We start from the raw sequence: 12,306 nt of genomic DNA, 5'->3' as shown, positions 1-12,306 counted from the left end.
TGTTATGAATAAAACGAAACGCGAAGAAATTTTTCGACGGTTTAAAGAAAATAATCCTAAACCAACGACCGAACTAGAATATACAACTCCATTTGAATTGTTAGTTGCTGTTATATTATCAGCACAAGCCACCGATGTCGGCGTCAACAAAGCCACTCGAAAACTATATCCGATCGCCAATACACCTGAAGCTATCTATGCTTTGGGTGTTGAAGGTCTTAAGGAATACATTAAAACCATTGGTCTTTACAATTCTAAAGCTGCAAATGTTATCAAAACATGTAAAGCATTGATCGATCTTCACAACTCAGAAGTACCTGATAATCGAGAGGCGCTCGAAGCCTTACCTGGCGTTGGCAGAAAAACGGCAAACGTTGTTTTAAATACTGCTTTTGGTCAACCGACTATGGCCGTCGATACTCATATTTATCGAGTGTCCAATCGTACGAAAGTCGCGCCAGGAAAAACAGTACTGGAAGTTGAAAAAAAACTGCTTAAATTCGTACCAAAAGATTATTTAATAGATGCTCATCATTGGCTTATTCTGCACGGACGCTACACTTGTGTTGCTCGTAAACCACGATGTGGCTCCTGCATAATTGAAGATTTATGTGAGTACAAACAAAAAACGGAAATCTAATTGGCAAGACTGTCATTCGCCAATCAACTCAATGGTGTTTGAAAGTCCTTAACTTAACGACTAAATAACAGTATTCAAAAGTTAAGGACTGCCAAAAGCTAGGATTGCATAGAAACTTTCTTTGAATCAAGCCGCTGTTAAATCGAGTTCTTTCTCAATTGCTGCCAAAACCTCGCTCAGATCGTTAGATGGTTGACCTTCAATTACCACAGCACGATCAAGCATCTTTCGAAATGAATTTTTTTGTTCTACTGTGAATTCAGATTTAGAGGGAGCAAGAATATGTCGCACCTCTGCTTTGAGTTGGCCGCAATCTTTTAATAAATAAACGGACGAGCCATACAATTCTTTCGCAAATGAATGCTCAATTCCAAACTCATCTTCAAACATTTTGATAAGTTCTTGCTTACCATCACGCGAAAGATCACCGCTGAACTGGGCCGCTGCAACCAACAATAAGGCAGAAGCCTCCAAAGGTTGAGTAAGCGCATGCATCGGTTTAGTCCCTAATTTCTTTTCCCAGTTACGACGACGTAACCATAAAAATGGATTAAGAGAATTAGGGTCGAACCCTGAATTTCGCAACGCTGTAATCGCCCAAATTAGCCCGGCGATAGCAGAAATAGCTCCAATAATGATATGCACAGTTAATTTCCTGAATAGGTGTAAGAATGGTGGGGATATTACGGAAATTATCTCTTTAGGCAATGCCAAAATTCACATTTATGGAATTTACTGATTAAAAATAGGACAACCTTGTCTGAATTAAGCTCAAACGGTAGCAGAAAAACTTCTCCGGGAAGATCGGTTCGGGAAATTGGTAACGGTAAGCAAATAAATGTTCTAATCGAGTCGATCAGCTCTCAGTCTTACTTAACGTGATGAACACTCTACGGTTTAATGCTCGTCCCTCGGGGGTATGGTTGCTTTCCAGTGGACGCCGCTCGCCGTGAGAACGAGTCACTATTTTGCCCGGATTAACGCCCTTATTGACTAAATAAGCCTTCACAGAATTTGCACGACGATGGCCTAGGGCCTTGTTATATCGACGAAAAGCAATACTATCCGTATGCCCTTCCACCAACACAACTTGAATGTCAGGATCGTACTTCAGAAACTCGGACAAAACATCCAACTTATGTTTGTCATCGTTAGTTAAGTTCGACTTATTGAAGCCAAAATTCACCATGGTGTACTGGATTTCCCAGAAATCATAGCGCAGTAAAGATTCAACACAGGTTAAAAAATTATCGTATACCGACTGAAAATTCACAGCGGACAAGGCAATCGCTACCCTATCTCGCTTATCTTCGAAGTCGCGGTAATAAAACGCCGGATTCATTCCCTGCTCCAAGGCCACCAACAGTTTCCAAGCGGAATCGTCGAGTATATTGAGCGTCTTTTCACCAGGAATGGCACTGACAGAGTCCATTTGTACTGCTCGTTTACCTGGCCGCCAAGTTGGCGCTATTGCTCTAACGCCAATTAAACGGTCGGTTTTAAGCCGATTACGCATACTATCAAGCACAAAAGCCATGTTTGGCGTACGACTCGCACGGGCGAAGAAGACCGCTTCTCCGTATCGAGGAATTTTATGTTTTAATTCGCAGCGGACTGGATTCCCTGAAAAAGACCATTTAGATTGTTCAATATCAGCCAAATAAGTACGAAACTCGGCACCGGCCCCAACCGAAAAGAGTACACAAAAAGTCAGCAATAAAGCGCTTAATCGTCGAATCATGGTTCTCTACTAAATTCAGAATCGGCCTTTCTGCAACAAAGGAAACAGGGCCTTCAAATCAGTTTCTTATCAGACTTATCGGCCCATAAACATGCGACTTGAGCATCGAAATCATTAATTTCTTGTTTTATTTCAATTGCCAGCCCATTGACTCTGGAGGTTACCTTTAAAATATAAGACAATGCCCGGCTTAAGCTTTGATCAGGAACCATTATGCTCGCAAAACGATTTCGTGGATTTTTTCCAGTAGTTGTCGATGTTGAAACCGGAGGTTTTAATCACGAAACCGATGCATTATTAGAAGTTGCAGCCATTACGCTAAAATTCGACGGTGAAAGTCGTTTGGTGAAAGATCAAACATTCCATGCGCATGTTGAGCCATTCGATGGCGCCAATATTGAACAGGCAGCATTAGATGTTACGGGCATCGATCCTTATAACCCTCTACGCGGCGCAATACACGAAATCGAAGCGATAAAAGAATTGTTCAAGTTTATTCGCAAAGGACAGAAAAACGCAGAATGCCAACGCTCAATCCTGGTTGGCCATAATCCAACGTTCGATCTCAATTTTGTTAAAACAGCTGCTGAGCGCAATGCCATAAAACGCAATCCATTTCACCCGTTTTCAACCTTCGATACCGCTGCACTCGCTGCGCTTTGTTTTGGACAAACCGTTTTGGCAAAAGCGTGCCAAACTGCTGGTGTTGGTTTTGATAATACAGAAGCTCACTCCGCGTTGTACGACACCGAAAAAACAGCCGATTTATTTTGTACGATGGTCAATCGCTACAAAGCCCTCGGAGGCTGGCCGTTAAACAATAACAGCAGTGTTGATTAATATAACGATCAACACCTTCTTTTATTTTAACGTTTTCCTCACCGACAATAACGCTGGTAATTGGTCAAATATAAACCAACTCTTTTGATATGTTTGTTAAATATTCACACATTCATTGGATCCCGCAATTATTCATTAATAAATGTGAAAGCCAACACGAAAAGTAAAGTCACTTGTGTTTTAATCCGCACGTTTTTTTAATAAGACACATTTTATTTAATGATTAGCTAAGGAGAGATTCTATGAAGCGTCGTCTTTTAACATTAGCCATTGCTGGCACATTGTCTTTACAGGCATCTGCAGATACTAATTTTGGTGGCAACTATTCAATTATCAATGCAGAAGATTCAACACCTACCGCAATCACATTACGTGGTGGTTATGAAATTAATCCATTATTTTCTGTCGAAGGCCGAGTTGCAAAAGGTTTTAGTAAAGACTCTATTGATGGAATGGAAGCTATCAATGGTAAAGCCGATGTCGATTATATGTATGGTGTGTATGGGAAGTTAAATACAACACCTGACAAAGTTTTAAATCTATATGGTGTACTTGGATACTCTTACGCTGAGTTTGATTTACGAAGTGATCTCGGATCAATTTCTGACGACGAAGGCGGATTTTCATACGGGTTAGGTTTGGATGTCATGTTCGAAGACAATGCATCGATAAACTTTGAGTGGACAAGACTCTTCGATACGGACGAGCTTGAAGCAAAAACATTTAATGTTGGTGTAACGTTTAAGTTTTAAAGCTTAATCTTTTGATAAAAAAGCCTCATATTTTCATACGAGGCTTTTTTATCTTCTATCTTTAAATGTAAAGCAACTACTCCCTTAAACCGGCATCACTGATATCCCAATTAAACACTTGCGTTAAAACATCTCTCGCTGCCTGAGTATCGATCGAATAGCTTGCATAACGCCCACCATTAAACTTAACTCCTGTCTGAACCGGTAGCCTGCTCCAAGCGATTAATATATCATCATAATATTCTGCCACGCCTTCAACAGCGTAAAACATATCTTCCATTGTCGTCACATTTGAAATATTCCAAGAGCTAATGTTGGCATTAAAGTCCATCGCAAGGAAAAACATCAAACTCATGTCATGAACCTTCGAAACATCCCATTGACTTAGGTCATGAGTAAACTTATGCGCGCCATAAAACATACCACGCATCGACTCAACATTAGATACATTCCACTGACTTATGTTTTGATCAAATCTTTCCGCCCAGTAAAACATGTAATTCATATTAGTCACTTTGGAAACATTCCATTGGCTAACATCCGGATTAAATTGCACTGTATCTGCAAACATGCCTTCCATATTTTGAACGTTGCTCACATCCCACTCGCTTAAATCTACGAGTGCAGCCCATACATTTGAAAACATATAGCTCATGTCTTTTACGTTAGATACATTCCAATTGCTAATATTCCGATAAAAACCTCGAGAATGCTTAAACATGCCACTCATATTCTCAACATTTGAAACATCCCAATTACTTAAATCATCACCATACTCATCTGTTTCTGCAAACATGTTACTCATGTCTTTTACTGAAGAAACATCCCAGTTATCTATTCCCTCTCCGCCAAAAGACTCTGCGGAAAAAAACATATAGCTCATATCTTCAACATTAGACACATCCCATTGACTCAAATCTGCACTTAATAAGATTACGTCCTGAAAAAGACTTCGCATCGATTTTACTGAAGATAAATTAGGCGAGTCATTAGCAAGAATGGATATTCCGCTGACTTCAGAACAATCACCAAACGCATTCTCCATAGAACGATATTCAATATCACCCCACTGCAACACAGCATTAAAACCGTCCTGACTACACAACATTTTAGGGCCAGGGAATTGACCACGAATACTGATTTCGTAGTTTCCTTGTTCGGCATAATTATGAATGGCTACTGGCGACTGAATGTGATCAATTCTTCCGTCTCCCCAGTCGATAAAATAATCTATTTCGTATTCTGCAGCATCATCCAACTCACCTTCTGATGTATGCGTTTGAATGCGAACCTTTTCAACATTATTCCACTGAGTTACAAAAGCTGCATAAGGATTAACATGGACAATTCGCTCTACTGTAGCGGTATTACCTGACTGGTCAGTCGCTCGATATACAAGAACCTGGGTTCCCACTTGATTAATATCTAAATCCGTATCAATTTTTACTTCTAACACGCCATCGACGTCATCTATCGCAGTAGCACTATCATCTTTAAATAAATGACCTTCGAAAATCGTAACTTCTTTCTCTCCGTTTAAAGTCAACACTGGCGGTTTTCTATCGCCGTTATTATCTGTTTTACACGCCGTAAGAGCGACAAAAAATAAAATACAACATAACTTAATCGTTACATTATTCATCGAAATCCCCATAAAAATAGTTTACGTCAAATTTATTAAATTTAAATATCTTTTATTTGGTCTCTTACTCGTGATAAGAAACGTGAGATATCTTAAGTAAACGATAATGAATTCAAGCTGAATAAGCTATCAAAGGCGATTGAGTCTGTTCGTGCTCACAATATAGGCTAGAACAATCTTTAGCCTACTGACAGTAACGTTAATTAATGTGGTAAGAATTTTATAACCTATAATATCTACATTATGATAGAAACAGTAACAGCCATCCTTAGCGAGGATCTCAATTCTAAATTTCTAATTCAAACTCTCTTGAACTTCGCCTCTCCATTTTTTTCTTTGCGATCGTTTTGCATATCGCTCGATGGCTGGTTGATACTTTGCTTTGGCATCTCCAATGACAGGCTCACCGTGAATGGGTAAAACATGTTGAAAAGGCAAACTCAATAAGTCGAGTAATTCACTGCCACTCGGTTTTGTCATCATCCACCAGCCGACACCGATATTACATGACTTAGCAAGACCGAACAGTCGCATACCTATCTTAGCAATTCGATTGGTATAAGGCGATGGAACAGGAGTGTTATGTAGCATGTCTCCCGCAAGCAAAATACCACCATCACGTTGTAAAAGAACACAGGCTTCTTTTAACTTGGGGCTATTCATAACCCACACACAAGAGTCAGGAATTGGCAATCCAGTTTTTTCATCAAACCACTCATCAGGCTCAAAGTAACTTTCAATATCATCAGTGTCTGCTGTTAATCCTCGAATGTATCGAGTCCCCTTTAACGCAAACACTTTTGCGTTATAGCGTTCACGAAAGAATGCATCATCAGCACCATGCATCGAAGCCAATCGAATGACTCTCTCAACTCGTCCTAATTTATCAAGCTCTTTCAGACCAGCCTCGCTCAAACGCAGGCTATTAACCAATGTTAGCGAGTTATCATCGTGCCGAATAACTGTCATCGAGCGACTTATTCGCGGCTTCAAGGGTACCGGCATATCCCAGCCGCCTTCTACAAACCAAATACCATTAAACACCTCGCGAAGCCTTCCATGGGGAAATGCGGTAGAAAAATGAGTAAATTGCGTCATTTAAACCTCCAAATCGTCTTCTTTGAAAATACGTTATTAAGTAGACGAATGGCGACCGCAAAAAGAATCGGTCGGATGAAACTTTTTGTTGTCCAGAATGCTTCCTGTATTCGAAGAGCAATTATTGGAAAAGTTGAATTTAACTTGATTGATTGCTTCATTACTCAACCCAGAGTATGATTTATTTAAAAATCAATAAATACAACCATGGCGATCTTGGCTAACCCAATACTGATCCTAATCTCAGCCCCATATATCGGATTATCCGTATATGATATGTTAATGCATAAGCGCGATCGCATTGTCCCTAAAAAAGAAAAATTACTTCACGCCATAATCTTACCTCTAATGGCAGGATTTATAATTTCAGTCTACCTTGGATATCATAAAATAGCTTTCACGCATTTAATCATCAGCTTTCCATTAATGATTATTGATGAGTTTATTTATCATAAAAACTTACACCCAAAGGAAGTTAAGGTTCATCGTCTGGCGGGTATAGCATTGACTGTATTTATAGGATATTGGCTATGGACGATTTAATAGTAGGAACGTCTAAGCTTTGGATTAGTCCAATTTATGCATTGTCATTATTAACAGCGTTTGTTTTGGTATTTCTCTTCCCATTAACAAAAGACTTCCAGTGTCCCAAAGAGAAACATCAATATTTTTATTTGCAAGCTATCACTTTTATTGGTGCAATTTTTGGAGCTAAGCTCGCTGTGCTAATGGGGGATGTTCTCTGGCCAATAAAACCTTTCGATCAATGGTTCAATCTTATTTTTTCAGGACGTTCAATTGTTGGTGCTCTTCTTTTTGGATTCATTTTCTCAGAAATTGCAAAGCCTATAATGGGTTATCGTCGCCTGCCCAATGATAGATTTGCAGTTATTATACCTTTTTCAATTGCCATTGGCAGAATCGGCTGTTGGTTCAGTGGTTGTTGTTTGGGTATTGAATCAAAATCATTTGGCGCAATAAAGCATTTAGATGGAATTGAACGCTATCCTATCGCACTGATTGAAATCTCATTTCACTTAACGATTGGCGCTATATTAATTTACCTATTTCGGAAAAAAATGTTTCAAGGGCAGATATTTGCTCTGTTTATGATAGCTTACGGCAGCTTTAGGTTCTTGAGTGAATTCATTAGAGCAACCGATAAAGCCTTTCTAGGCTATTCTGCTTACCAATGGTTTGCTTTAATACTCATCATCACGGGTATTCTCTCATTCATATTAAGAAATAAGCAAAAGTCCTTAATGACTAACGAGGTAAATGCATGAGTAACAACAACGAGCAAAATAACTCAAACTCAGAAAGCGACTATCCCAATAAAAATCAAGAGAACGAACCTCAAAAGCCATCCTCCTCTCTACCCACGCCATCGGGCAAAGCACCAAGTCAATTAAGCGGATGTATCAGCGCACTATTTATTATTATATTAATATTTTTAGGGATTGTTACTTTAGTGTTTGGCGCTTGTTTAGCCCTTGTTTAGCGGTTTTAAAAATTAATGATATCGATTATAAAAAAGAATTTGCATCGAGACATATGCAAGATCCCAGAACTCCACGCTTTTGTGCTTAATTTATATTTAAATGGCGAGGAGTATCCTCACAAAGTAAATGATTATTTTCCAATCGAATTAATCGATGAGCCTGAGGTAGTAGGATTAATGAAAAGCCACATGATGGATGAAGATCGCCATGTAAAAATGTATAAAAAAGCAATCAGAAAATTAGACCAACCCATTATCGAACTACCAATGATAGACATTTATAATCATGTTATCAAAAATCACACCGCCGAAAGCTTTCACATAACTAAAGAAGATAATAAAGATATTCGAATAAGAAAACTGGCAAACTTTATGGCTCACCTGCATTTCCTAGAAAAGCGCATAAGTCATTCGTTAAAGATTCATTTGGATGCCTGCACATACTCACCGGTTAACTATACAGAAAAGGTGGTGGGTCGAGTATTAAATGATGAAAATCGACACGTCGAATATACGAAAAATGCAGTTTATGACTTGCTTCCCAGGGCACAAGCAAAAAACGTAATGACTCAACATCGATTGGCCGAGTGTCGAGCAAGTAGAGAGTTCTCTTATCAACAGCTGCGAAAAGTTGTTACACAGTACAAACATCAACTACCTAAATTTAATCGACAACTGTACTCAATTTCGAGTCACATTTTAGAATGGAGTATTAAACATGTCGACTGATAGAACAACCACGTTTAAAAGACCTACAACAGACAACATAATATCTGACGACGGTTCAAAAACAAAGGCGATGTTATCTCAGTTTTTAAAATCATTAAATGAAAGCGATGTACGAGTTTTATTCAACTTTCATCAAGACGAAGTAATCTACAAAAGTACCATTAGTGTTTGCGAACATTGTTTAAATTATGTAGCGGCCGTGATATTCGAACGTCAAAAAAAAGTATGGATTAAAAAAGCATGTAATCAATGCGAAAATAAAAAAAATAAGTCCATCAATAAAGAATCCATTAACTTAATTGAGAACGATGCGTCTTTTTATCGAACCTCAAATAAGGATACCTGGGGAGTCAGCTACGTTTCGAACAAAGAATTTTTCATTCCTCAAGTTTCTACTTGTTGTGGCAGTAAAAGTTCGTGTGATAGTTCTTCAGTCGCAAGTAATAATCCGTTTGAACTTAGTAAGGATCACACTCCTACTTCCTCAAAGCTTCAAGACAAATGCAGTATTAATGACAACCAGTACACTAAGCAGTTAACTAATAAGTCCTGCACTATTTTAGTGGAGGTAACAAATGCCTGTAATTTAGCCTGCCGCGTCTGCTATGCCGATGCATCTGGCGACAGGATCCTACCATTCGAAGAGTTTAAGCTTTTTATTAACCAACTCATTAATGACAAGAAATTTATTGATTCAGTACAAGTCACCGGTGGAGAAGCGACCATCCACCCTCAATTCTGGGACATCATTACTTGGCTATATGAACAACCATCAATTGGGATGATCTATCTACCGACAAATGGTCTTGTTCTATCAGATGACATGATTTTACAAAAGTTGATACCCATAAAGGCAAAACTACTCATTCTATTGCAATTTGATGGAAGCAAAAAAGAAACAAATCAAGCCTTGAGAAGAGCAGACACTTTAAAGTCCAGAGAGTTAGTTATTGAGCTTCTCGCAAAATATGGTATTTGTATGCAATTAACAATGACTGTTGCTCAAGACATTAGCGAGGACGAAATTGGCTGGGTATTGAATCAAGGATTAAAGCAAAAACATATTCGACTGGTCGGTTTTCTACCCTCATTTTACACAGGTCGGTACCAACTGTCTCAAAGTGGTAGCGAACGCCCAACATTATCAACTGTTGTCCATGCAATATCTAAAGCCTTAAGTTCGAAAGTAGGCATTAAGGACTTTTTGCCTATCCCCTGCTCACATCCCAACTGTGGATGGACAAGCTTATTTGCTCGACGATTTGGATTGTTATTTAATATTACCCCAAAAATCAATCTAGAATCCATCATCAATGACGTCGCTTACAAAACAAGACTTGAAAAAGATGAGATACAATCTGTACTCGGTAACAGAAAGCTACCTTGGCTACATCGAAAATTAATTGCTTTTGCTAAACGATTAGTTCGCCCAAAAGATGTTTTTGGTATTGCGATAAAACCATTTATGGACCACTATAACTATGACTCAGATCGAGTTTCCAATTGCTGTCACCACATACTGAGTACCGATGGGCAACTCATGTCTTTTTGCGAGTACAATACGTTATTCCGTAAGCAAGACAGTTGGAATCATAAGCCTAAAATTCATGGCAAACATACGCAAACGGCGCTAGCAATTAAACATAAATTTATTGATGCTGATTGACCTAAATATAGAAAAATTAATATTGAGCCTTATCATTGGTTTGATAATTACTGCAGCAATAATCCTTGGGTTAATAGAATGGCTTAGAAATAAAAAGTTATCAAAACAAAACTTAATTTCTATTAGCACGATCCCACCCAATATTGTGATCTACCTAGTAGTTGCGCCCTATTGGGAAGCTCTCTATCTATGGTTAAACGATTTTGCCGTTTATTCCGTGAGCAATATTTTCATCGCTTTTCCATTAAGCTTACTATTGTGTGATTTTAGCTATTATTGTGAACATAGGTTTGCTCATAAAATACCTTTTCTTTGGCGTCTTTATCATGGAACGCATCATACCGGTCAACAATTTGATATACCTCTGGCATTTCGCGTCAATGGGCTAAATCTGTTTATTGCTCCCCTATTTTATTTACCCTGGTTGCTCCTAGGCATTGAACCATTGGTATTACTCTCCGCTCAGCTATTTGTTTTTCATTATCAAGGATGGCTACATACCGAACTCATCGGCCCCAACAAGGTTTTTGACGCTATTTTTAACACTCCCGCAAATCATCGCGTTCATCACAGTAAACATCACCATGGAAATTTTGGCGGTTTGTTTGTCATTTGGGATAAATTGCTCGGGACTTATATATCACCCATGGATTCTATTGACTACGGTTTAGCTGGGCGTACCGAAGACAATTCATATCTAGGGATTTATGCTGACTTATGGACTCGCAGGAGAGAATAGTGCAAAAAATCATAAGCGATTTAAATGCCGCTATCTTCACACCCAAAAGGTCTTAAAAACAATAGCAGCAGCTGAGTATTTGCTACTCACTAAAAGTTAATTAAAATCCGAAGATACAAACCCTAACCGAATACAATGAATAATACTTTATGTCCTGCCTTGGATAGCAACAATATAAAAAGCCCAGACACTCCTATCCAAGATAAAAGTGTCTATGCAAAAATGCTAATCTACAACATCTATCTTATTCAATGTAATTGACTAAATGCCATCCGAAACTTGCATCGTTCTCTCTAATTTTTCTGCTGCAGTTTTTTTCTGAAAGCGACTCCAGTATTCATTATAAATCTTCTTATATTTATCTTTATTTTTCTTAAACCACTCTCTTGCATCAGGTTTCTTTTCAAGTAAATCGGTATCACTTTTCCAGTCTTCAAACTCAGACGAGTTCATATTGTAATCTGACGAACCATCCGCTCTAATAGGAGTTGGAGCAAATCCTCCCGTGCCCCAATTCGGTCGAACAATTGAGTAATAGGTTTTATTACCAATCACTTTCGCAATCATAAAATCGGCCGCAGTTCCGTAAGCCATATACACTTTCTCACCGGGTGTCGTTTGATGCGCTATCTTACTACCATTGGGCAGCTCACCAACAAATGTTAACTCCCCATTATTAATTTCAAATAACTCAACACCAATAGCGCTGGCAACAAACGACGAACGCATAAATACAATAGTCGCCTTACCACTCGCTGGAGGGGGAACAACACCTGTTTTTGACTTAGTCATTAAATTGCCAGAACACCCTTGAATGGCAAATACGATTATTAATAAAGAAAATATATTGAAAATCACCTTCATTTCAGCTTTATCCTTATATAGATTGCTAACACAAATATGGAAGACAATAACGCTAAATATTAGCACGAAAAAGTTTAGATGCTTAAACTCTATT

General features: G+C 38.5%; 15 protein-coding genes. 9 read left to right on the top strand and 6 right to left on the bottom strand.

The features are described from left to right. Positions 1 to 4 precede the first annotated feature (4 nt). Positions 5 to 640 (top strand): endonuclease III, encoded by a 636-nt coding sequence (nth, locus tag FAX86_RS18710; protein ID WP_144395010.1) that lies wholly within the window; start codon positions 5 to 7, stop codon positions 638 to 640. 126 nt (positions 641 to 766) lie between these two features. Here nth and FAX86_RS18705 read toward each other — a convergent pair whose 3' ends face one another. The 3 genes from FAX86_RS18705 to FAX86_RS22315 form a co-directional block, all read right to left on the bottom strand. Then, entirely contained in the window at positions 767 to 1,285 is a 519-nt protein-coding gene (locus tag FAX86_RS18705; RefSeq protein WP_144395009.1) for a hypothetical protein, read from the bottom strand. Positions 1,286 to 1,496: 211 nt separating this feature from the next. After that, entirely contained in the window at positions 1,497 to 2,381 is an 885-nt protein-coding gene (locus FAX86_RS18700) for a flagellar protein MotY (RefSeq protein ID WP_144395008.1), read from the bottom strand. A 53-nt stretch (positions 2,382 to 2,434) separates the two neighbouring features. Then, the gene (locus tag FAX86_RS22315; RefSeq protein ID WP_164503671.1) at positions 2,435 to 2,593 is read right to left on the bottom strand and encodes a hypothetical protein; all 159 of its coding nucleotides are present in this window, start codon (positions 2,591 to 2,593) and stop codon (positions 2,435 to 2,437) included. Between the two features lies 1 nt (position 2,594). Between FAX86_RS22315 and rnt the strand changes: the two genes are divergently transcribed. Next, positions 2,595 to 3,221: a ribonuclease T gene (rnt, locus tag FAX86_RS18695; RefSeq protein WP_144395007.1), complete on the top strand. Its 627-nt coding sequence runs from the start codon at positions 2,595 to 2,597 to the stop codon at positions 3,219 to 3,221. Between the two features lie 242 nt (positions 3,222 to 3,463). Next, entirely contained in the window at positions 3,464 to 3,973 is a 510-nt protein-coding gene (locus FAX86_RS18690) for a porin family protein (protein ID WP_144395006.1), read from the top strand. A gap of 76 nt (positions 3,974 to 4,049) precedes the next feature. On the opposite strand, the gene FAX86_RS18685 is transcribed toward FAX86_RS18690, so the two are convergent. Both FAX86_RS18685 and FAX86_RS18680 read right to left on the bottom strand, forming a co-directional pair. Beyond that, positions 4,050 to 5,615 carry a BspA family leucine-rich repeat surface protein gene (locus tag FAX86_RS18685; RefSeq protein ID WP_164503670.1) on the bottom strand — a complete coding sequence of 522 codons (1,566 nt, stop codon included), beginning with the start codon at positions 5,613 to 5,615 and terminating at the stop codon, positions 4,050 to 4,052. 294 nt (positions 5,616 to 5,909) lie between these two features. After that, positions 5,910 to 6,713 (bottom strand): MBL fold metallo-hydrolase, encoded by an 804-nt coding sequence (locus tag FAX86_RS18680; protein WP_144395004.1) that lies wholly within the window; start codon positions 6,711 to 6,713, stop codon positions 5,910 to 5,912. Positions 6,714 to 6,995: 282 nt separating this feature from the next. Here FAX86_RS18680 and FAX86_RS18675 point away from each other — a divergent pair, with 282 nt between their 5' ends. The 6 genes from FAX86_RS18675 to FAX86_RS18650 are packed head-to-tail and all read left to right on the top strand — an operon-like array spanning position 6,996 to position 11,348. After that, positions 6,996 to 7,256: a hypothetical protein gene (locus tag FAX86_RS18675; RefSeq protein ID WP_144395003.1), complete on the top strand. Its 261-nt coding sequence runs from the start codon at positions 6,996 to 6,998 to the stop codon at positions 7,254 to 7,256. Beyond that, positions 7,244 to 7,999, top strand: coding sequence for a prolipoprotein diacylglyceryl transferase (locus tag FAX86_RS18670; RefSeq protein WP_144395002.1), 756 nt, complete (start codon positions 7,244 to 7,246; stop codon positions 7,997 to 7,999). Before FAX86_RS18675 ends, FAX86_RS18670 begins: the two co-directional genes overlap by 13 nt. After that, positions 7,996 to 8,214: a hypothetical protein gene (locus FAX86_RS18665; RefSeq protein WP_144395001.1), complete on the top strand. Its 219-nt coding sequence runs from the start codon at positions 7,996 to 7,998 to the stop codon at positions 8,212 to 8,214. Before FAX86_RS18670 ends, FAX86_RS18665 begins: the two co-directional genes overlap by 4 nt. 15 nt (positions 8,215 to 8,229) lie before the next feature. Further along, entirely contained in the window at positions 8,230 to 8,943 is a 714-nt protein-coding gene (locus FAX86_RS18660) for a hypothetical protein (protein WP_144395000.1), read from the top strand. Further along, complete coding sequence (locus FAX86_RS18655) at positions 8,933 to 10,609, top strand: radical SAM protein (RefSeq protein ID WP_144394999.1); 1,677 nt, start codon at positions 8,933 to 8,935, stop codon at positions 10,607 to 10,609. Before FAX86_RS18660 ends, FAX86_RS18655 begins: the two co-directional genes overlap by 11 nt. A 22-nt stretch (positions 10,610 to 10,631) precedes the next feature. Continuing rightward, on the top strand, positions 10,632 to 11,348 hold the full coding sequence (locus FAX86_RS18650; protein WP_164503669.1) for a sterol desaturase family protein: 717 nt from the start codon (positions 10,632 to 10,634) through the stop codon (positions 11,346 to 11,348). Positions 11,349 to 11,609: 261 nt separating this feature from the next. Here the strand turns inward: FAX86_RS18650 and FAX86_RS18645 are convergent, their stop codons facing one another. Beyond that, entirely contained in the window at positions 11,610 to 12,212 is a 603-nt protein-coding gene (locus FAX86_RS18645; protein ID WP_144394997.1) for a hypothetical protein, read from the bottom strand. Positions 12,213 to 12,306: the final 94 nt, after the last annotated feature.

Source organism: Pleionea sediminis (assembly GCF_007570825.1).
Lineage (GTDB): Bacteria > Pseudomonadota > Gammaproteobacteria > Enterobacterales > Kangiellaceae > Pleionea > Pleionea sediminis.
Note: the sequence above shows the minus strand (reverse complement) of the source record. Positions and strands in the feature narration are given on the sequence as shown.

What these genes read in the sequence shown, in the direction of transcription:
- FAX86_RS18665 (WP_144395001.1), top strand. Translation starts at nt 7,996, where the DNA reads ATGAGTAACAACAACGAGCAAAATAACTCAAACTCAGAAAGCGACTAT.
- FAX86_RS18660 (WP_144395000.1), top strand. Translation starts at nt 8,230, where the DNA reads ATGATATCGATTATAAAAAAGAATTTGCATCGAGACATATGCAAGATC.
- FAX86_RS18690 (WP_144395006.1), top strand. Translation starts at nt 3,464, where the DNA reads ATGAAGCGTCGTCTTTTAACATTAGCCATTGCTGGCACATTGTCTTTA.
- FAX86_RS18670 (WP_144395002.1), top strand. Translation starts at nt 7,244, where the DNA reads ATGGACGATTTAATAGTAGGAACGTCTAAGCTTTGGATTAGTCCAATT.
- FAX86_RS22315 (WP_164503671.1), bottom strand. Translation starts at nt 2,593, where the DNA reads ATGGTTCCTGATCAAAGCTTAAGCCGGGCATTGTCTTATATTTTAAAG.
- FAX86_RS18700 (WP_144395008.1), bottom strand. Translation starts at nt 2,381, where the DNA reads ATGATTCGACGATTAAGCGCTTTATTGCTGACTTTTTGTGTACTCTTT.
- FAX86_RS18685 (WP_164503670.1), bottom strand. Translation starts at nt 5,615, where the DNA reads ATGAATAATGTAACGATTAAGTTATGTTGTATTTTATTTTTTGTCGCT.
- FAX86_RS18675 (WP_144395003.1), top strand. Translation starts at nt 6,996, where the DNA reads ATGCATAAGCGCGATCGCATTGTCCCTAAAAAAGAAAAATTACTTCAC.
- FAX86_RS18680 (WP_144395004.1), bottom strand. Translation starts at nt 6,713, where the DNA reads ATGACGCAATTTACTCATTTTTCTACCGCATTTCCCCATGGAAGGCTT.
- FAX86_RS18645 (WP_144394997.1), bottom strand. Translation starts at nt 12,212, where the DNA reads ATGAAGGTGATTTTCAATATATTTTCTTTATTAATAATCGTATTTGCC.
- rnt (WP_144395007.1), top strand. Translation starts at nt 2,595, where the DNA reads ATGCTCGCAAAACGATTTCGTGGATTTTTTCCAGTAGTTGTCGATGTT.
- nth (WP_144395010.1), top strand. Translation starts at nt 5, where the DNA reads ATGAATAAAACGAAACGCGAAGAAATTTTTCGACGGTTTAAAGAAAAT.
- FAX86_RS18655 (WP_144394999.1), top strand. Translation starts at nt 8,933, where the DNA reads ATGTCGACTGATAGAACAACCACGTTTAAAAGACCTACAACAGACAAC.